A 19,908-nucleotide genomic window follows, 5' to 3' on the forward strand; every position below is an offset into this window, starting at 1 on the left:
GCCACAGAGAAGCCGACCCGTGCGGGCGAGCTTCAAGTTCTTCCGGCCCGGTTGGCCATTGGTCGCCCTGTTCGCCGGTATGCCGCTGTGGTGGCTGCTTGGCCTGCAGGAGTTCGCGTTCCTCATCTTCAGCGTCCCGATGTTGCTGCACCTGGTGCGGCAGCGGCAGATCCGGGTGCCCCAGGGCTTCGGCACGTGGCTGCTCTTCCTCGTCTGGCTGGTGAGTGGCGTCTTCGTGCTGCAGGTGGACGCACCGGGTGCGGTGCCCGGCAACAGCAGCGCTCGCTACGTGACGTTCGCCTATCGCGCCCTCTGGTACCTGTGCGCGACGGTCGCGTTGCTCTACGTCGGCAACACACGCAAGACGCTTCCCACTCGTCGGATCACCCGGGCTCTGAGCTACCTGTTCCTCGTGCTGGTGGGCGGCGGTCTGCTGGGGGTGTTCCTGCCCCACCTGCAGTTCCCGTCTGTGCTGGAGATGCTCCTGCCCCACGGTCTGGCCTCGAACGGATTCGTCAGGAGCCTCATCCATCCGGCGACCGCACAGATCCAGGACTTCCTGGGCTACGCCGAACCGCGCCCGAGCGCGCCCTTCACCTTCACCAATGAGTGGGGCCTGGCAATCGCCTGCACCATGCCGTTCCTGGTCCTAGAGTGGTTCCGCCGTGACGCCGGCTGGCGTCGCTGGGCCGCGCCCGCGGTCCTGGCGCTGGCCGCGATCCCCATCGTGTCCTCGCTCAACCGCGGCATGTGGCTGGCCCTGATCGCGAGCGGCCTGTTCGTGGCAGTTCGACTGGCGCTGATCGGACGTGGGCGCGCCCTGTTGACACTGCTGGTGTGTCTCGCGCTCGGCGGTGGCCTCGTCGCGGTGTCACCGCTCGGGTCCTTGATCACCGACCGGATCCACACCCCACACAGCAACCAGGGCCGGACCAACCTCGGGACCCTTACCGCGGAGAGCGCCCTGAGCGGGTCCCCGGTGATCGGTTTCGGCAGCACCCGTGACGTGCAGGGCAACTTCGTCTCGATCGCCGCCGGGGCGACGGCCCAGTGCCCGAAGTGTTCGCCTCCCCCACTCGGTACCCAGGGCCAGCTGTGGCTCCTGCTCTTCGCGACCGGCTTGGTCGGCACCCTCCTCTACCTGGGATTCATGCTCATCCAGGCCTGGGCCCACATCCGGCTCACGTCGCCGACGGCGATCGCCGGACTGTGCGTCCTCGTCTGTCAGTTCGTGACCATGCCCGTCTACGGCGCCGTCGGGCCCGGACTGTTCCTCGGCATGATCGCGGTCGGGCTGCTGTGGCGAGAACGCGCCGAGCGCCATGGTGCATGGTTGCGCGCGCCGCGGCTGCGCAACCGCCGGCCAGCGGCTCCGATCGACCGCCCGCTCAGTGAGCTCACCAACCCCATCAACAGACGTCTCGTGCCCATCGTGCTGCTCGCGGCGATCGGCGGGGCCGCTGGTGCGGGCCTGCAGGCCTGGCAGGGTCCGCCGGTCTTCGCCCGGCAGTCCGTGTTCCTCCCCGGCGAGGCACGCGCCCTCCCTGGCGTGCGCTCGCTGTCCATGGACAGCGAATCCCAGCTCGCCACCTCCGACCCCGTGGTGGAGGCGGTCGCCTCAGCGATCGGCAGCGACGAACCTTCTTCCCAGATCAGGGAACGGATCAGGATCACTGCCCAGACAAACACGCGCATCCTCAACATCCGCTACCAGGACACGGACGCCGTTCGTGCGACGGCGGGGGTCGAGGCCGCCGTCGCGGCGGTTCTCGAAAGCCGGAACAAGTCGATCAAGGCGAGCAGTGGCGCCTACCTGAAGGTCATGCAGCAGAAGGACGCTGCCCTGACCGAGCAGGTCCGCACCACTCGGCAGGTCGTCGCGGACGCCGGGAGCAACGTCAACCCGGTGCTGCGCAAGCGGCTGGCCGGCCTCGTCTTCCAGGAGCGCAAGGCCGCTGCGACGATCGCCCGGATCCAGGCCACTCGTCCGGTCGCCGGTGAGGTGACCAGCGGCGTCCAGGTCGCCCGTCCCAGGGATGGATACCTCAAGAAGGCGGGGAGCGGCCTGATGCTCGGGCTCCTCGTCGGGATGACGTGGGCCTTCTACGCCGGTGGGTCCAAGCGGCGGCTGGGACGGCGCGGGTCTGCGGTCGCCCTCGGCGGCCTGCCCGTGATCGGGCGGGTGGACCTGCGGCGAACGGACACATCGGTGGAGGACTGTTCCCGTGTTTCCTCGCTGGCGGAGCCGCTCGCCCACCACAGCCCGATCTCCACGTTCTGGGGCGATGACCGTGATCGGGAAGCCTGTCGCGCGGCGTCGGCGCTCAATCGAGAGTTCGCCACGTTGTCCACCGGCTTCTCGCACGCGGTCATCGTTGCGTCCCCCCGGACCAGGGCTGACGACCTGGCCCGGATGCGGCGCGACCTGCGCCGGCTGGACCTGGAGCCGGTGGGCGTGGTGATCGTGCGGTGACCGGCTCCCCCCAGCACGTACCCGTGCTGATGTACCACAGCGTGAGCTCGGAGGCGACGGACGCCTTCCGTGAGTTCGTCGTCCCTCCCCGCCTGTTCGCGGAGCACCTGGCGGCGCTGCACTCGCTCGGCTACTCCACGACGACAATCACCGCCCTGGCGCAGATGCGCGCGCAGGGGACACCCTTGCCTGAGCGTCTCGTGGCGATCACCGTCGACGACGCCTTCGCCGACTTCGCCGACGCGGCCCTGCCCGCTCTGGCGAGCCACGGCATGGTGGCCACGCTGTACGTGCCCACAGGTTACGTCGGCGGGCGCAGCGCCTGGTTGGCCGACGAGGCGGAGGACCACCGGTCGCTGCTGTCGTGGTCCCAGCTGCGCGAGATCTCGGGGCACGGGGTGGAGTGCGGGGCGCACAGCCACTCCCACCCGCAGATGGACCTGCTGGACCGCCGCGCGATGACCCGCGAGATCGGCCTGTCCAAGGCCCTGCTCGAGGATCACCTCGGGAGAGCAGTGACGTCGTTCGCCTACCCCTTCGGGTATGCCAACGCGACGGTCCGGCGTCTGGTGGAACAGCTGGGTTTCTCGAACGCGTGCGCCGTGCGCGATCTCGTCAGCACCCCAGCCGACGACGCGTACGCCATTCCCCGGCTCACGGTGACACAGGACGTGATGGCGGCGGATCTCGCCTCCATGTTGCAGTCGGCGCGGACCGCCCGGCAGGAGCTGACCTCTTCGGCACGGGCCGTGGCGTCCCGCGGGCTACGCAGGGCTGGCCTCAAGAAGCGTGGCACGCATCCGTCACGGCACGACTGGTGGGCACCCACCTCGGCCTGAGCACACACAGCCGTCAGCGGCGGCGCCACCGGTTGCGACGCCGAGGCGGCAGCAGCTCCACTGCTCGGGCGAACGCCTCCACGGCCGGCCGGGCGTCGGTATCACCCGTGGAACCCGTCAGCACCAGGCGGGTCGGATCGGCGACCGCCTTGTCCAGCGCCTCGACCAGCTCGTCCTCGTTCTCCACGAGCACGATGTCACCAGTGCTGGCCAACTGGCGGCAGAAGGCCACCTGGTGGTCGTCGACCACCTCACCCAAGTCATGCAGTCGCGGCATGACGATCGGGATGCGTCCGCACCGCCGCACTTCGAGGATGCCCATCGGGCCGCCCTGCGTCACGACGATGTCACTCGAGCTCAGTCGGTCGATCAGCTCGTCGTGCGCAAGGTAGTCGTGACATTCCCCCCGCCCCGGACGATCGGCCGTGCCGTACTGGAACAAGACCTCCAGTCCCGCGGCGGACGGCTGTCCCAGCCAGCGTTCGACGCCGCCCACCAACCGGTTGAACGGGTGGTAGTCGGAGCCCACGGTCACCAGAATCGACAAGCTCACAGCAACCGTCCGATCAGCGTCGACCCGGGATAGAGGCGCTGCTGCCGCTCCCACTGGACACAGAACAGGGAACTGAGCGGGCGACAGAGCCGGCCGGTCAACGTCCTGGAGTCCAGGCGATCGAAGACCTCAATGTAGGCGGTGGGGATCCCGAGGATTCTCCCGAACACGAAGAACGGCACGGCGACAGCGGCGCCGGTGGAGACGATCAGGTCCGGCCGCCGCTTCCGGAGCACCTTCGCCGCGACACCGAAGTTGCGGATCAGGTTGGGGATGTTACGAGTCGTGGGGTGAAAGGCGAAGTCGACCTGCTCGTCCCCGAGCTGCGACACCGCGTCCGGGGTGCTGAAGGTCACGAACGACCTCTCCAGGGTCTCCCACCACGGCTTCAGGGTGAGCAGCTGGGCCAGGTGTCCCCCGCTCGAGCTCACCAAGAGGACGCGTCGGCCCGCCGCCGACGGGCTCGACACAGGGCCGCCGAGTTCCCGGTCGGGCATGGTGTTCCCATCGTCGATGTAGTGAAGGCAGCAGCATCGTAACCGTCTGCGCGCGTGCCGTGTTCAAGCGTCGCCCGGGATTGCCGAAAGCGGCCACAAGGCATCAGTCGGCGCTCTACGCTGAAATCCTGACGGGATCAATCCTGACGGGATCACTGGGGAAGGCTACCGAGTCTGTGGATACATCCGAGGTTGAGACGCGCTCTCCACTCATCGTGGGGGCCCTGCGCCGTAACGTGCTACTGCTTCTGGTCATGCTGGTCATCGGGGCAGCGGCCGGGGTCGCTTACACGGGATCCCAAGCAGCGAGCTACACCGCGAGATCGGCGATCCTGATCAAGCCGCTGCCGGGCAACCCGTTGTCCCAGGACACGGCAACGTCCAACGGCGCCCAGCTGACCGTCGCCATGGCGACGGAGTCGGGCCTGGTGGACATCCCTGCGGTCACGACCCAGCTCAGCAAACAGCTGGGCCGCACGGTCCCCGGACCGGGTGAGCAGCTGAACGTGAAGGTCCCGACCGGTGCCCAGATCATCCAGATCGAATTCACCAGCACCACGGCAGACCGGGCCCGGGAGGGTGCGCAGGGATTCGCCGACACGTACCTGAAGTACCGCAGTGAGCGGGCCGCGACGACCCAGAAGACCGAGATCGACAGCCTGAAGAAGCAGATCGACGCCGCGCAGGCCGACCTCAAGACCGCTTCGAGCGAGGCGGTCAAGAGCACCGACACCCGCTCCTATGCCTCCCAGCAGGTCCAGCTGTATGCCGACCGGCTGGCTTCCCTCAACGATGACCTGAGCGGCGCACAGGCAGTTGCGTCCGACCCGGGTTCGGTGATCACCGAACCCTCGACGCCGACCAACCGCGACGGACTGAACCCGTGGTTGATCATCCTCGTCACCACACTGCTCGGCGGCCTGATGGGAGCCGTGCTGGCCGTGACACGCGAACGCCGCCGCGACCTGGTGCGCGCCGAGGACGGTCCCGAGATGGCCGGGATCCCCGTCTTCGCCCGGTTGCGTCGCCAACCGAGGCGTCGCCACGGAAGCGAGGCGAAGGAAGAGCAGGAGTTCGAGGCCTACCGCAGGCTACGCGCCGGCGTGGTGGCCAACGCCCAAGCACCCGGCTCACTTGCAGTCACCTGCGTCTCCGCGGACGAGAGCGCCGCAACGGTAGCCAGCCAACTGGCGCTCGCACTGCGCAAGTCCGACTTCCAGGTCGCGCTCGTCGCGGCCGATCCCGGCGACGACGCGATCGAGCGTGAGCTGGGCATTCCCGCCGGACCTGGGCTGTCCGACGTGCTCGGAGATGACGCACCGATCGGTGCGGTGCTCACGCAGGCCAGAGGCCTCACCATCCTGCGAGGAGGCCTCAAGCCGGTGTCCTCCCGCGAGCTGTACGCAGGCCCCCGCCTGCGTACGGTGATCGAGGAGCTCACCACGGGCCACGACTACGTCATCGTCTCCTCGGCCTCGGCCAGTAGTGCCGACGGGGACGCTGCCGCGACGGCTTGCGACAACACCCTCATGATCGTCACCGAAGGACGAACCACCCATGGTCAGGTGTCCAACGCCCTCGGCCGATTCGATCGGCTCGGCGCCTCGGTGATCGGCGCCGCCGTGGCGCCGGCCGCGCCTCGCCGGCGGCGGCGTTCCGACTCCCACCATTCGGGCGAGGCAGGTGACACGGTGGTGGCCGAGCCGACAGGGCTCTCGGCCGAGGCCCGAGTCACCGCGCGAGCGGTCGATCCGACGGCGGGATGAGGGGGGCCTCCTCCTCGGAGGACGTCGCGCCGAGTGGCAATCTGACCGGCGCCACTTTCCCGGACGGCCTGACCTCCGTCTCCGCCCTCTTGTGGACCGGGGAGACGACGCGCTACGCCGCGCTCCCATCGGCCCAGCGCCCGGCCTTCCTCGTTCCACTGGGACCTCGGCGGGTCACCACCGCGGCACTCCGTGGCCTGCCGCGCCTGTCCTCGTTGCCGACGACCGTTCGTGGTGTCGTCGCCGCGATCGCGGGACAGTCCGGGGCACTCCGACTGTGGCCCCACCAGGTGACGGTCGAGGATCCCGGCGCGAGAGGCTCCCTCCTCCAACACCTCAGCACCTCCTTGCGCCTGCCATTGACGGCCTCCGCACGGTTTGGTCCACCCCGCGCCAACCGCAAGCCGGTGCTCGAGCTCCTCGATCGCCGTGGTCGCACCATCGCCTTCGCCAAGGTCGGATGGAACGAGCTCACCGCTCGCCTCGTCCGCCAGGAGGCCGAGGCGCTGCGCATGCTCGAGGCTCGTCACCTGCACCATCTGGTCAGTCCCCGCGTCCTCGCGAACGGAACTTGGGACGGTCTGGAGTACCTCCTCTTGAGCCCCGTGGACACCGTTGCGTCGGGAGACCCCGGCGTCAGGACCCGGCGGGCCGCCATGCTCGAACTGGCTCGGACCTTCGAGGGCCGTGCCGTGGCCCTCTCCGAGTCTCCGTACTGGAGCCGGCTCCTCTCCTCGTTGCAGTCGCTCAGGGGTGCAGGCGGCGCCCGGCTGTGGGGATTCGCCGAACGCGTCGACGCCGCCGCAGACCGGATCCGCATCATCCCGAGTGCCTGGCACGGCGACTGGACGCCGTGGAACATGACGACCCAGGGCGACACCGCCGTGGTGTGGGACTGGGAGCGATTCGAGTGTGACGTGCCCATCGGCTTCGACGCCCTGCACTTCACCTTCCACCACGCCGTCCGACGAGACGGTCTCACCCCCAGCGAGGCCATCAGGCAGCTGGCGGTGCGAGCGCCCGAGCTCCTGGAGCCGTTCGGCGTCGCCACGGCAGAGGCGCCCGCGGTCGTGGTGCTCTACCTGTTGCACCTCGGACATCGTCACGTTCGTGACGGCCAGGAGGAGGCCGGCGCCAAGAAGGGGCCGCTGGTGACCTGGCTGCTTTCGGAGCTGGATGAACTGGTCTCGTCCCTGGTCGACCTTCCCGGTCCCCCATCCAGCCGGACCGCCCCGTTCGTCGATCCTGGCCAGCCATGAACCCCATCAAACCGCCCCCGACGCGCTCCCCAAAGCACAGGTCGTCCGGCGTCGCCTCCCGTGCCGCCGCCGAGACACCCGTGGACGGCACATCGCACCCGCCCCCTCGCGCCTTGAGCCGCGTCGCGCGGGGAAGCACCATCAACCTGGCCGGGGCAGTCGTGGCGGCCATGGCGAACTTCGGCCTGACAGTGCTGGTGACCCGGCTCACGTCACAGTCGACCGCCGGTATCTTCTTCTCCGTCACGTCGCTGTTCCTGCTCGCCACCAGCCTCGGGCAGCTGGGGACGAACACGGGTCTGGTGTATTTCCTCTCGGGGGCGCGGGCACGAGGTGAGCTGCACCGCTACGCCTCCTACATGCGGGTTGCGCTCCGTCCGGTGCTAGTCGTCGGCGTGGTGATGGCCGTGGCCATGTTCGTCTTCGCCGGGCCCCTGGCACGCGTACTGGCCTCCGGACACGAGGCCGAGTTCACGAGCTACCTCCGTGCGGTCGCCATCTTCATCCCATGCGCCGGGCTGCTCAACCTGGCCGTGTCCGGCACCCGCGGGCTCGGCACCATGCGCATCAACGCGCTGCTGGACCAGATGAGCAGGCCGGTCCTGCAAGTCGGCCTCGTGCTGTTGGCCATCGTGTTCGGCGGCAGGTCTGCGGTCCTCGCGGTGGGTTGGGCCGTCCCGTACGTCATCCTCGCGGGGGTGGGGTGGCGGATCTGGACCACGATGAGGGTCCGCGCCGGCGGAGCCACCGTGGACCACGAGTTCCGGCCGACGAAGGACTTCTGGCGGTTCAGTGTGCCGCGTGCCCTCGCGAGCGTGGCCCAGGTCGCGATGCAGCGTCTCGACGTCGTCTTGGTGGGCGCCTTGGCCGGCATCCCCGAAGCGGCGTTGTATGCCGCGGCAACCCGATTCCTGGCCCTGGGCCAGATGGCCGGTGGCGCGGTCTCCCAGAGCGTCCAGCCGCACCTCGGCGAGACGCTGGCCCGCAAGGATGTCGGCGCCGCGTCCGAGCTCTACCAGGTGTCGACGGCGTGGCTCGTGTGCCTGACCTGGCCGATCTACCTGCTGCTGATCGTCTTTGCCCCGACTGTCCTGGACATCTTCGGGAGCCAGTACGACGCCGGCTCCATGGTCGTCATCATTCTCTGCAGCTCGATGCTGCTCGGCACCGCCTGCGGGATGGTCGACATGGTCCTGACCATGGCGGGACGCACCAGCTGGAACCTTGTCAACGTCCTGATCGCGTTTGCCATCAACCTCAGCCTGGACCTGCTGCTCATCCCCTCACACGGGATCACCGGCGCGGCGATCGGGTGGGCCGTCGCGATCGTGGCGGCGAACGTCATACCGCTCCTGCAGGTGGGGGTCTTCCTTCGGCTGCATCCCTTCGGACCCGGCACGATCACGGCGCTCGTGCTGGCCTCGGTCTGCTTCGGCGCAGTTCCCGTCGTCGGGCGGGCACTGATCGGCCCCGGCTGGTGGTCCCTCTTCCTCAGCGCAGCGGTCGGGTTCGTCGCCTACCTGGTCGGCTTGCGGTGGTGCCGAAAGGTCCTGCGGCTCCACGAGCTGCTCGCCCTGCGCGGGAGGGGCCGTCCTCGCCCGGCCGCAGCAAGCAGGCGGAGGCCGGGCGAGGAACGAAGGTCACACGAGGCCGACGGACATCGATGACTGCAGCGATGCCTTGAAGGCGTTGAGCTTGGCCTGGGACTGCCACAGCAGCCAGTTATTGCCCGAGTTGTTGTGCCGCAGGCTGTTGAAGTAGGAGATGACGCCGAGCTTGTCCGTGTTGGCGATGGACCACTTCCACTGCTGGGTCCACCACTCGCCCGGCTGGTCGTAGCGGTACGCGTCCGTCGTCCCGGTCTCGGCGACGCCGACCATCTTGTCGCTGTGGCCGCGCGCCGCCATCCAGTCGAGGATGCGGCCCAGTCGTTCGTCGTACCCAGCACCGCCCGCGTTCTGGTAGATGTCGAGCCCCAGGAAGTCGCAGCGATCCAGCATCGGGCCGGTGACCCAGTCGGCGGGGTCCTGACGCCGGTTCTGCGGGTTGAAGGTCCACTCACCGATGATGGGAACCGATGCGACGTTCTTGAGCCCGGTCTCCTTCTTCATCACATCGTAGACATGACACCACGCCCGCGCGAACTCCGCACCGGTGCCCGTCCGGTCGTTCTCCGGTTCGTGGTTGAACGTGACGACGATGGGCCCGGGCAGGCTCGCGTAACGGCGAGCCCGGGCGCGCAGATCCGCGTCAAAGCGCCCCGACGACACCTGGTTCCAGCCACCTGGTGCGGACGACGGCGGCTTGAACGAGATCCAGGACAGCCGTCCGGCCGCGTAGTCGCTGCGAATCCGGTTGTTCTCACCTCGGCCACCGTCCCAGTTGTAGTAGGTCCGGTAGAGGCCGACGGGCCCGGTCCGCCGCATGGTGTCCTCCAGGGTTCCCTGGCACGACAGACCAAGGACGATCTTGCCGGGTCGATGTCCCGGCCAGCGCGCTCCTGACGCTGTGTTTGTTGCGGTTGCTTGGGTTGTGGCGCGTGTTGCGGCGTGGGCCTGGAGCGGGGACGAAACCGCCGCTCCGACTGCTGCCACGGACGCCAGTTTGATCACGCTTCGGCGGCTCAATTCGGTCATGGAGGAGCACAGTACACATCACAAGACGGTAACGGAGTGTGGCGAAAATCACATTTGCCAAGTTCATACCTGCACTTTGACCCAAACCGACTCAACTTCTGCTAACCGAACCTCAGTTCGCAAGATTTCCCTCTTTTGCCACAGAGCCGCAGGCCAGGGCCGCGCCAGAAGCGGTGCGCATCAATTCGACTCGCCCGGGGTGCACGTACTTACCGGGCGGTCCTGCCGGTTGCCAGAAAAGCTGAAATGTCTCTTACGACACACCAAGGATGACCACAATGTGAGACAGGGGTCGCCCTTTCGGCTGTCAGTACGCGCCCGATCCGCGGAGGACAGCTCGCGCGGTCCGCCACAGGATCTGCAGGTCGAGAATCATCGACCAGTTGTCGACGTACCGCAGGTCCAGGCGGAGAGACTCGTCCCAGGACAGGTCGCTGCGGCCGCTGACCTGCCACAGACCGGTCAGCCCGGGCCGAACCCGCAGTCGCCGCACCGCGTCCGGCTCGTAGCCCTCCACCTCGGAGCGCAGCGGCGGACGGGGGCCGACCAGCGACATGTCGCCCTTGAGCACGTTGATGAGCTGGGGCAACTCGTCCAGCGAGTAGCGCCGGATGAACTGACCCACCCGCGTGACCCGGGGGTCGTTGCGCTGCTTGAAGAGCACTCCGTTGCCATCGTTGCCCTGTGCAGACACGTCCGCCAGCCGAGCCTCCGCGTCGACCACCATGGACCGGAACTTGAACATCTCGAAGGGTTCGCCCCGAGCACCGATCCGGTCCTGCCGGAAGAAGACCGGGCCTCGAGAGTCGACCTTGATGGCCAGGGCCACGACGAGGGCGACGGGGAGGATGAGCAGCGAGATGAGCACCGACATCACGCGGTCGAAGATGATCTTGCCCAGCAGCCGCCCGCCGTCCACCGTGGGCCGCTCGACGTGGAGGAGGGAAAGGCCTGCGGCCGGACGGATCGACAGGCGCGGACCGGCGACCTCGATGATGCCCGGCGACACGACGAGATCGACATTGCGGGATTCCAGGCCCCACGACAGCCGACGGAGCTCCGGTCCCGTCATCTCGGAGTGACTGGCAACCACCACCACTTCGGCATCCACCAGGTCGACTGCGTCCAGCGCGGTCCGCACACTCCCCAACATCTGGACACCGATCACCGACGAGGGCTCCTCCGCGTCCAGGTCGAGGCTCGACGTGCAGGCCGCCACGACCTCGAGACCGTGGCTCGGGACTCGGCGCAGCTCGTGGATGAGACCGATGACCGAGTCCGCACGTCCGACCACGACGGTCCGCTGGAGGGACTTGCCCTGGCTTCGGCGTCGATGCAGGTGCTTGCGCAGCGCGAACCGCAGCAGCAGCGCCACGCCCAGCAGGATCGGGAAGAACACGACCACGAACCAGCGGGAGAGGAACGGGCGCTGGCTGTACACGGCATACGACATGAAGCCGGTGATTGCCAGCAACCGCACTGCCGCCCGTGCCAGGGCCCGGAACTCCTCGGTCCCCACACCCATGAACCGGCGCTCGTAACCACGGCTCAGGGCCACTCCCGCGACCCAGGCGAAGGGGGCGACGACGGTGATGGTCAGGTAGGTCGGGGAGAACAGGCGCGCGGTGGCCTCATGGCCTTCGCCGAACAGCCCGGACAGCACCCCCGACAGCAGAGCAGCCAGGACGGCAGACAGCGCCGCGGCTGTGACGTCGAGGACCACGGCGGTGCGTTGATAGGACACGGCCCACGTGCGCCGAGGGGGCGACGGCGGCCGCGACAGCGACAGGAGCCCCGTGCTGGCGGTGCTGGAGACCATCTCGGCCGGCTGCCCGGGCAGGCTCGTCACGTGGGGCACCTGCGCTCCCACGTCGACGGTGTCTGTCATGCTCAGCTCCCCTGGTTGAAGGCCTGAGGAGACGCTAGCCGTGATGGTCATGGGTTCGCAGCCAAACAGTAAAGATCTGGTCAACCTAGTCCGTTCGGCCGAGCGACAATAGCGACGACGGGTGCTAGGGACGGGAGTGGAAGCGCTGCTGCGTCGTCTCGAGACCGAGCGCGACCAGGTCGTCCACCGCGTCGACCCCATCGCCGATCAGGAAGGGCAGCTCCTTGCGCTCGCTGCCCGAGAAGTCTTTGAGCACATAGGCTGCGGCGTCCATCCGACCCGGCGGCCGGCCAACCCCCAGTCGCACCCGCAGGTAGTCCTTGCTCCCCAGCGACTTGCTGACGGAGCGCAGGCCGTTGTGTCCGCCCTCACCGCCTCCGCGCTTGAGCCGCACCGAGGCGAACGGTATGTCGATCTCGTCGTGCACGACGATGATCCGCTCCAGCGGGATCTTGAAGAACTGCACGAGCCCGGCCACCGGTCCGCCGGACTCGTTCATGTAGGAGAGTGGACGGGCGAGGACCGCGCGGGGTCCCGGCGCCCCGCCGGGCAACGTCCCCAGGCGTACCTCCGCGACCTGTGCCTGAGCCTTGTGCGCACGCAGCGACGCCCCGGCCCGCGCGGCCAGCTCGTCGACGACCATCGCACCGATGTTGTGGCGGTTGCCCGCGTAGGTCGGCCCGGGGTTCCCGAGCCCGACGATGAGCCAGCTGTCCATGGTGCTCGTCAGTATGCCGAAGGGCCCCGTCCGCGCGGACGGGGCCCTTCGGGCAGTGCAGGGTGCGAAGGGATCAGGACTCGTCGCCCTCGGCAGGCTTCTCGTCGCCCTCGGCGGGCTTCTCGTCGCCCTCGGCCTCCGCCTCCGGCTCCTCGTGCTCGATGCCGGCCTCGGCCTCGGCCTCCTCCAGCTCGGCCTCCAGGGCCTCCTCGGAGATGGTCTGGGAAATGCCGACCACGAGGTACTCCGGGTCGGTCAGCAGCTCCGCGCCAGCGGGCAGGGCCAGGTCGCCGGCCAGGATGCGGGCGCCCACCCCGAGACCCTCGACACTGACCACGATCCGCTCCGGGATGTTGGTCGCGTCCACGGCCAGCTCGATCTCCTGGAGGTCGACGTTGACCAGGGTGTCCGGAGCAGCCTCGCCCTCGATGTGCACGGCGATCTCGACGTTGACCTTCTCGCCCTTCTTGACGGTCACGAAGTCGACGTGCTCGATGAAGCGCCTGATGACGTCGCGCTGGACGTCCTTGGCCAGGGCGAGCTGCTCCTTGCCGTCCACGACGATCTGCAGCAGGGCGTTGGACTGCTTGAGCGCCAGCATGGTCTCGTGGCCGGGGAGGGTCACGTGCAGCGGCGCGGCCCCGTGGCCGTAGATGACGGCGGGGACCTTGTCGGCCCGGCGGATGCGGCGGGCGGCGCCCTTGCCGAACTCGGTGCGGAGCTCGGCGGTCAGCTTGGTGTACTCAGGCACGGTGGCTCTCCTACGATTCGGGCGCCCGCCGATTTCGGCCGACACCAGGTCTGCGTTCACGAAAGGTTCACGAAAGATGGTGCATGGGGCCTCGACGCGGGGGCCGGCACGGGAGTGATCACACGTGCGGACGCGCAGGACACCGGTCCTGCGCCACCGCGTCGATCACGGATCTGCCAGACCGTCCGGCCCGTGCAGTCTCCCTCGCCGAGGCAACTTGCCAATCCTAGGCGACCGCGCCCGCCATACGGAAATCAGGCTCATCACAGCCCGGCATGCTGGGTGGCGACACGTTGCCGGCGCCTAACCCTGCTGAAGCGTGCCGATCGCGGCCAGGACCTCCTCCGCCACGTCCGGGTGAGCGATCACGAGGTCGGGCAGCTTGGGGTCCTCACGGTTGTACTCGAGCGGTGACCCGTCGATCCGGCTGGTGTGCAGCCCGGCGGCCCGGGCCACCACGACCGGGGCGGCCGAGTCCCACTCGAACTGGCCGCCCGCGTGGACGTAGGCGTCGGCCTCGCCGGTGACGACCGCCATACCCTTGACGCCGGCCGAGCCCATCGGCACGAGCACCGCATCCAGCTTCTCGGCCAGCGCGGTGACGAACTCCGGCGGGCGGCTTCGGCTGACCGCGAGCCGGATCGGGCCGGAGCGCGCGGGCACGACCGGCGGCTGACCGGTGTCGTAGACGACGTCGCGGGCCGGCAGTGCGACCGCACCTGCGGTCAGCTCGCCGGTGCCGTCCGCACCGCGCTCCCACAGCGCCACGTGCACCGCCCAGTCGTCGCGCGGGGGCTCGGAGTACTCCCTGGTGCCGTCCACCGGGTCGACGATCCACACTCGCGCCGCGTCGACCCGCCCCCGGTCGTCCTTGCCCTCCTCGGAGAGCACGGCGTCCTCGGGCGCCCGCTCCTTCAGCTGCGCCATCAGCCACTCGTGCGACTCCGCGTCACCACGCCGCTTCAGCGTCGGGCCATCGGTCTCCTGCGCGCGGACCACGAGCAGCATCCGGCCCGCCCCTTCGGCCAGTTCTCGGGCCAGGTCACTGTCGGAAGACACGTGCGACACCTCAGCTTTCGGTGAGTCGAGTGGGAACACAGTATGCCGTCACGTGGCGGCCGGGGCGGAGCGCGCCAGTCAGGCGCGGCCGTCGAACAGACTGGTCACCGAGCCGTCCTCGAAGACCTCACGGATCGCCTGGCTGATCAGCGGCGCGATGGACAGCTGGGTCAGCTTGGGGAAGTACTTCGCCGGGTCGATCGGCAGCGTGTTGGTGACGATCACCTCGCGCGCCACACAGTTCTTGAGCCGCTCGACCGCGGGGTCGGAGAAGATCGCGTGCGTCGCGGCGATGACCACGCTGGCCGCGCCGTCCTTCACCAGCGCGTCGGCGGCCTGGGTGATCGTGCCACCGGAGTCGATCATGTCGTCGACCAGGATGCAGGTGCGACCCTCGACCTCACCGACCACCCGGTTGGCGACGCTCTGGTTGGGCCGGTTGATGTCGCGGGTCTTGTGGATGAACGCCAGCGGCGCGCCGCCGAGGCGGTGCGACCACTGCTCGGCCACCTTGATCCGGCCCGCGTCCGGCGAGACCACGGCCAGCTTCTCGTTGCCGTACTTGCGCTCCACGTGCTTGGACAGGATCGGCATCGCCATCAGGTGGTCGACCGGCCCGTCGAAGAAGCCCTGGATCTGCGCGGTGTGCAGGTCGACGGCCATCAGGCGGTCGGCGCCTGCCGTCTTGAACAGGTCGGCCATCAACCGGGCCGAGATCGGCTCGCGCCCGCGGTGCTTCTTGTCCTGCCGAGCGTAGCCGTAGAACGGCAGGATCACGGTGATCTGCTTGGCCGACGCACGCTTGAGCGCGTCGACCATGATCAGGTGCTCCATGATCCACTCGTTGATCGGCGCGGTGTGCGCCTGCAGCACGAACGCGTCCGAACCGCGCACGGATTCGTCGTAACGCACGTAGATCTCGCTGTTGGCGAACTCATACGCCTGCATCGGCACGAGCTCGGTGCCCAGCTGGTAGGCGACCTCCTCGGCGAGCTCGGGGTGGGCCCGTCCGGAGAAGATCATCAGCTTCTTCTCCGGGCTGTGCTTGAGGCCGGTCATGCCCGGGCCGCCCCGCCATCAGCAGGATCAACCGGCGCGGCGGCCTCCGGTATGCCGTCCTGTTCCGCCGCGCCCGCGCACTCCCCCGCCGCCTTGGCCGCCTCGTCCGTCGCGCTGCCGGGGAACCTGCGCGCCACCCATCCCTCGACGTTGCGCTGCTTCCCGCGGGCGACCGCGAGCTCGCCCGGGTCGGTGTCGAGCGTGACCGTGGACCCGGCGCCGACGTAGGTGCCGTCCGCGAGGTGCACCGGCGCCACGAGCACCGAGCCGCTCCCGACGAAGGTGTACCGCCCCACGGTCGAGGTGCGCTTGGTCTGTCCGTCGTAGTTGGCGAAGATCGTTCCCGCCCCGATGTTGGCGCCTTCCGCGATCCGGGCGTCCCCGGCATACGTCAGGTGCGGCACCTTGGCCCCCTCGCCGATGACTGCGTTCTTGGTCTCCACGAAGGTGCCGATCTTGCCGTCCGGGCCGAGCTCGGTGCCCGGCCGCAGGTAGGCGAACGGTCCGACGCTCGCCCCCTCACCGATGAGCGCGAGCGAGCCGTGCGTGCGTATGACGTGTGCACCCCTCCTGATCTCCACGTCGGTGAGCGTGGTGTCGGGGCCGATCTCGACGTCGTCACCGATCGTGGTGGCGCCGTGCAGCTGGGTGCCGGGGTGGATCGTGACATCGCGGCCGAAGGAGACGTCGGTGTCGATCCACGTCGTGGCGGGGTCGACCACCGTGACGCCTTCGCGCATCCACCGCTCGACGGTGCGCCGGTTGAGCTCGGCGCCCAGCCGGGCGAGCTGGACGCGGTCGTTGACGCCTTCGGTCTGCCACAGGTCGTCGACCAGGTGCGCGCTGACCCTGCAACCGTCACCGCGCGCGATGGCGAGGACGTCGGTGAGGTACTTCTCGCCCTGGGCGTTGTCGGTGCCGACCCGGGCGAGCGCGCTGCGCAGGCGGTCGGCGTCGAACGCGTAGATGCCCGAGTTGATCTCGGTGATCGCGAGCTGGTCGGCCGTCGCGTCCTTCTGCTCGACGATCCCGGCCACCGCCCCGTCGCCGTCGCGCAGCACCCTGCCGTAGCCGGTGGGGTCGGGCAGGTCGGCGGTGATCACGCTGACCGCGCTGCCCGACTCCTCGTGCGCCGCGACCAAGGAGGTCAGGGTCTCGGCCGCCAGCAGCGGCACGTCGCCGTAGGTCACCAGGATCGTGCCGGTCAGGTCCGACGGGAGGCAGGTGAGCCCGCACTCGACCGCGCGGCCGGTGCCCTTGACCTCGTCCTGGTCGGCGACCAGCGCCTCCGGGTCGACCTCGGTCACGTGTGCCGCGACCAGGTCGCGGCCGTGGCGCACCACGACGGCCAGGTGCTGCGGTGCGGCACCGCGCGCGGCGGCGATGGCGTGGCCGAGGAGGCTGCGCCCCCCGATGGTGTGCAGGACCTTGGGGACGGCCGACTTCATCCGGGTGCCCTCCCCGGCGGCGAGGACGATGACGGCGGCCGGGCGGTGGGTAGTCACGCGGTGGCTCTCCCGGTGGTGTGGGGATCCGGACAGGCGAACAGGGGCAGGCTGGCCCGCTGCCGCCTGCGATGCTACCCGCCGGGTGCCGCCGTCCGGCCGCTCCCCTCGCCTACCACCACGCTCCCTCCTCGCCCGCGCCCGCTCCCACCTCATCCCCCGTGCGGGCGTGGAATATCCGGCCGGTTACGGCGCTTCCCCCTCTAGATACCCCCATGGGGTATCATCAAACCGCGAGGGAGGCCGACACATGGCACACGAGCAGACGGCTCACAACATGACTGCCGAGGGGGCGGACGCGCACCACCCGCAATCGAGCCACGACGCCCACGGGCATGACGCCCATGCGGGTCATGGCGGGCACGGCGACCATGCGGCGCAGTTTCGCGACAGGTTCTGGCTGAGCCTCCTGCTCGCCCTGCCCGTCGTGTTCTTCAGCTCGATGGTCGGCGACCTGCTCGGCTACGCGCCGCCGGACTTCCCGGGCGCCCACTGGATCGCGCCGGTGCTGGGCACCGTCATCTTCGTCTACGGCGGGCAGCCGTTCCTCACCGGAGGCTGGTCGGAGGCCAGGTCGCGGCAGCCCGGGATGATGCTGCTGATCGGTATGGCGATCACGGTCGCCTTCGTGGCGTCATGGGTCACCACGCTCGGCCTCGGCGGTTTCCACCTGGACTTCTGGTGGGAGCTGGCCCTCCTGATCGTCATCATGCTGCTCGGGCACTGGCTCGAGATGCGGGCGCTCGGAGCGGCCTCGGGTGCACTGGACGCCCTCGCCGCCCTGCTGCCGGACACCGCCGAGAAGGTGACCGACTCCGGCGTCGAGCAGGTCGCCACCACCGAGCTGCTCACCGATGACGTCGTCCTGGTGCGCTCCGGGGGCCGGGTGCCCGCGGACGGCGTGATCGTGCAGGGCCGGGCCGCGGTGGACGAGTCGATGATCACCGGGGAGTCGGCACCGGTGGACCGCGGCGACGGGGACGCGGTGGTGGCCGGGACGGTCGCGACCGACAACGCCCTCCGGGTGCGGGTGACGGCCGTGGGCGAGGACACCGCCCTCGCCGGCATCGGCCGGCTGGTGAGCGAGGCGCAGTCGTCGTCGTCGCGGGCGCAGGCCCTGGCGGATCGCGCCGCGGCCCTTCTGTTCTACTTCGCGACCACCGCGGGCGTGCTGACCTTCATCGCGTGGGCGCTGCTCGGCGACCTCGACGACGCCGTCACCCGCACGGTGACCGTGCTGGTCATCGCCTGCCCGCACGCCCTGGGCCTCGCGATCCCGTTGGTCATCGCGATCTCCACCGAGCGCGCCGCGGCCTCTGGTGTGCTGGTCAAGGACCGGCTCGCGCTGGAGCGGATGCGGCAGGTCGATGTGGTGCTCTTCGACAAGACCGGGACCCTGACCAAGGGGCAACCGCTCGTGACCGACCTCGCTGTGGTCGCGGACGCCGGCCTCGACCAGGGCGCGCTGCTCGCCCTCGCCGCTGCGGTCGAGTCCGACAGCGAGCATCCACTGGCCCGCGCCATCGTGGCCCGACACCGGTCCGAGACCGGTCGCGCGGCCCCTGCCGCCGAGGACTTCCGTTCCTCGACCGGCCGCGGTGTCGAGGCGACCGTCGGCGGCGCGAGGGTCGCCGTCGGTGGGCCGGCGCTCCTGCGGGAGGCGAGGGTCGACATACCGGCTGAGCTGGTGGCGACCACCGACTCGTGGAGCGCCCGCGGGGCAACCGTGCTGCACGTGCTGCGCGAAGGCGCGGTCGTGGGTGCCGTGGCCCTGGAGGACGAGGTGCGTGAGGAGTCACGGCACGCGGTGGACGCGCTGCACGAGCGCGGGGTCAAGGTGGCCATGGTCACCGGCGACGCACGGCCGGTCGCCGACGCGGTCGCCGCACGGCTCGGCATCGACGAGGTCTTCGCCGAGGTGCTGCCGAAGGACAAGGACGCCAAGGTCGCCGAACTGCAGCGGCGAGGACACCGCGTGGCCATGGTCGGCGACGGCGTCAACGACGCCCCGGCGCTGGCGCGGTCCGAGGTCGGCATCGCCATCGGCGCCGGCACCGACGTGGCGATCGAGTCGGCCGGCGTGGTGCTGGCCTCCGACGACCCGCGATCAGTGCTGTCGGTGATCGACCTGTCGCGCGCGAGCTATCGCAAGATGTGGCAGAACCTGGTGTGGGCGAGCGGCTACAACCTGGTGTCCGTGCCGCTGGCCGCCGGCGTGCTGGCCTTCGCCGGGGTCGTGCTGTCACCCGCCGTCGGAGCGGTGCTGATGTCGCTGTCTACCATCGTGGTCGCCGCCAACGCACAGCTGCTGCGCCGTCTGGACCTGCGCCCTGCGCCGCTCGAGGCAGCAGGCACACGAGGCCGAGATGGCACAGGTGACACCGTTGGCGCCGAGACGACCGTGCACCGGTGAGCGGACGTCATACCGACCACGCCTGATGGATCCCCGCGGGAAGTGATCGTGGGGTTTGCGACAGCGGGCTGTCGCAGACCCCACGATCATTCCCCACGAGCGGCAACCGGCGTCAGCGGCGGCCGAGGCGGCGCTCACCGCTCGCGCCCGGCCGGTAGTCGAGCCCGAAGTGGGCGAAGACGTCGGCCTCGGCCTCCGCGGTGAGCTCGCCGTCGGTGTCGATCGAGGGGCCGTCCTTGACGAGCTTCTTGGCCCGCATCACCCGGACGTGGTCGGGAGCCACGCGCGCCCCCTCCAGCGGCACGAAGACCAGCCGGCGCCGGCCGGCCAAGCCGATCCGCACGCTGGCGAAGGTCGGCTCCTCGCTGGCGGTGTCGAAGTAGACCGCCTCGAGGACCCCCACCTTGGAGCCGCCCTCGTCGACCACGTCGTGGCCGCGCCAGTCACGGATGTCGTCCACCTCGAATGCGCGCATGGCCTCACGGTACCCGC

At 69.4% G+C, this 19,908-nt stretch carries 16 protein-coding genes and 1 pseudogene; 6 read left to right on the top strand and 11 right to left on the bottom strand.

What is annotated here, in order from left to right; genetic code table 11:
- Nucleotides 1–19 precede the first annotated feature (19 nt).
- A complete protein-coding gene (locus FCN22_RS02365; RefSeq protein ID WP_137119922.1) occupies nt 20–2,473 on the top strand; it encodes a hypothetical protein in 2,454 nt (817 codons plus the stop codon).
- Entirely contained in the window at nt 2,470–3,312 is an 843-nt protein-coding gene (locus FCN22_RS02370; protein WP_137119923.1) for a polysaccharide deacetylase family protein, read from the top strand. The genes FCN22_RS02365 and FCN22_RS02370 overlap by 4 nt, the downstream gene beginning before the upstream one ends.
- 13 nt (nt 3,313–3,325) lie before the next feature.
- Here the strand turns inward: FCN22_RS02370 and FCN22_RS02375 are convergent, their stop codons facing one another.
- A complete protein-coding gene (locus tag FCN22_RS02375; RefSeq protein ID WP_162308110.1) occupies nt 3,326–3,865 on the bottom strand; it encodes a glycosyltransferase in 540 nt (179 codons plus the stop codon).
- Nucleotides 3,862–4,362: a PssD/Cps14F family polysaccharide biosynthesis glycosyltransferase gene (pssD, locus tag FCN22_RS02380; RefSeq protein WP_137119925.1), complete on the bottom strand. Its 501-nt coding sequence runs from the start codon at nt 4,360–4,362 to the stop codon at nt 3,862–3,864. The genes FCN22_RS02375 and pssD overlap by 4 nt, the downstream gene beginning before the upstream one ends.
- Before the next feature lie 176 nt (nt 4,363–4,538).
- On the opposite strand from pssD, the gene FCN22_RS02385 reads away from it, so the two are divergent.
- From FCN22_RS02385 to FCN22_RS02395, 3 genes are all read left to right on the top strand, one after another.
- Complete coding sequence (locus tag FCN22_RS02385) at nt 4,539–6,128, top strand: hypothetical protein (RefSeq protein ID WP_137119926.1); 1,590 nt, start codon at nt 4,539–4,541, stop codon at nt 6,126–6,128.
- A complete protein-coding gene (locus FCN22_RS02390; RefSeq protein WP_137119927.1) occupies nt 6,125–7,387 on the top strand; it encodes a hypothetical protein in 1,263 nt (420 codons plus the stop codon). Before FCN22_RS02385 ends, FCN22_RS02390 begins: the two co-directional genes overlap by 4 nt.
- 113 nt (nt 7,388–7,500) lie before the next feature.
- Nucleotides 7,501–9,054, top strand: a complete 1,554-nt coding sequence (locus FCN22_RS02395) for a lipopolysaccharide biosynthesis protein (RefSeq protein WP_162308111.1) — start codon at nt 7,501–7,503, stop codon at nt 9,052–9,054.
- Here the strand turns inward: FCN22_RS02395 and FCN22_RS02400 are convergent.
- The 8 genes and pseudogenes from FCN22_RS02400 to glmU form a co-directional block, all read right to left on the bottom strand.
- A complete protein-coding gene (locus FCN22_RS02400; protein WP_238384460.1) occupies nt 9,028–9,813 on the bottom strand; it encodes a hypothetical protein in 786 nt (261 codons plus the stop codon). The genes FCN22_RS02395 and FCN22_RS02400 overlap by 27 nt on opposite strands.
- Before the next feature lie 132 nt (nt 9,814–9,945).
- Nucleotides 9,946–10,023: pseudogene (locus FCN22_RS22755) on the bottom strand (twin-arginine translocation signal domain-containing protein); the annotation flags it as partial.
- Nucleotides 10,024–10,330: 307 nt separating this feature from the next.
- On the bottom strand, nt 10,331–11,911 hold the full coding sequence (locus tag FCN22_RS02405; protein WP_162308113.1) for a sugar transferase: 1,581 nt from the start codon (nt 11,909–11,911) through the stop codon (nt 10,331–10,333).
- Between the two features lie 124 nt (nt 11,912–12,035).
- A complete protein-coding gene (gene pth / locus FCN22_RS02410) occupies nt 12,036–12,629 on the bottom strand; it encodes an aminoacyl-tRNA hydrolase (protein ID WP_137119931.1) in 594 nt (197 codons plus the stop codon).
- A gap of 73 nt (nt 12,630–12,702) precedes the next feature.
- Entirely contained in the window at nt 12,703–13,380 is a 678-nt protein-coding gene (locus tag FCN22_RS02415) for a 50S ribosomal protein L25/general stress protein Ctc (protein ID WP_137119932.1), read from the bottom strand.
- Between the two features lie 303 nt (nt 13,381–13,683).
- A complete protein-coding gene (locus FCN22_RS02420; protein WP_238384461.1) occupies nt 13,684–14,439 on the bottom strand; it encodes a 3'(2'),5'-bisphosphate nucleotidase CysQ in 756 nt (251 codons plus the stop codon).
- A gap of 78 nt (nt 14,440–14,517) precedes the next feature.
- Nucleotides 14,518–15,498, bottom strand: coding sequence for a ribose-phosphate diphosphokinase (locus FCN22_RS02425; protein WP_137119933.1), 981 nt, complete (start codon nt 15,496–15,498; stop codon nt 14,518–14,520).
- Nucleotides 15,495–17,003, bottom strand: a complete 1,509-nt coding sequence (glmU, locus tag FCN22_RS02430; RefSeq protein WP_137119934.1) for a bifunctional UDP-N-acetylglucosamine diphosphorylase/glucosamine-1-phosphate N-acetyltransferase GlmU — start codon at nt 17,001–17,003, stop codon at nt 15,495–15,497. Before glmU ends, FCN22_RS02425 begins: the two co-directional genes overlap by 4 nt.
- Nucleotides 17,004–17,280: 277 nt before the next feature.
- Here glmU and FCN22_RS02435 point away from each other — a divergent pair, with 277 nt between their 5' ends.
- A complete protein-coding gene (locus FCN22_RS02435; protein ID WP_137120036.1) occupies nt 17,281–19,416 on the top strand; it encodes a heavy metal translocating P-type ATPase in 2,136 nt (711 codons plus the stop codon).
- 112 nt (nt 19,417–19,528) lie between these two features.
- Here the strand turns inward: FCN22_RS02435 and FCN22_RS02440 are convergent, their stop codons facing one another.
- Nucleotides 19,529–19,891 (bottom strand): PRC-barrel domain-containing protein, encoded by a 363-nt coding sequence (locus tag FCN22_RS02440; protein ID WP_137119935.1) that lies wholly within the window; start codon nt 19,889–19,891, stop codon nt 19,529–19,531.
- Nucleotides 19,892–19,908: the final 17 nt, after the last annotated feature.

Origin of the sequence: Segeticoccus rhizosphaerae, assembly GCF_005222685.1 — a bacterium.
GTDB classification, from domain to species: Bacteria; Actinomycetota; Actinomycetes; order Actinomycetales; family Dermatophilaceae; genus Segeticoccus; species Segeticoccus rhizosphaerae.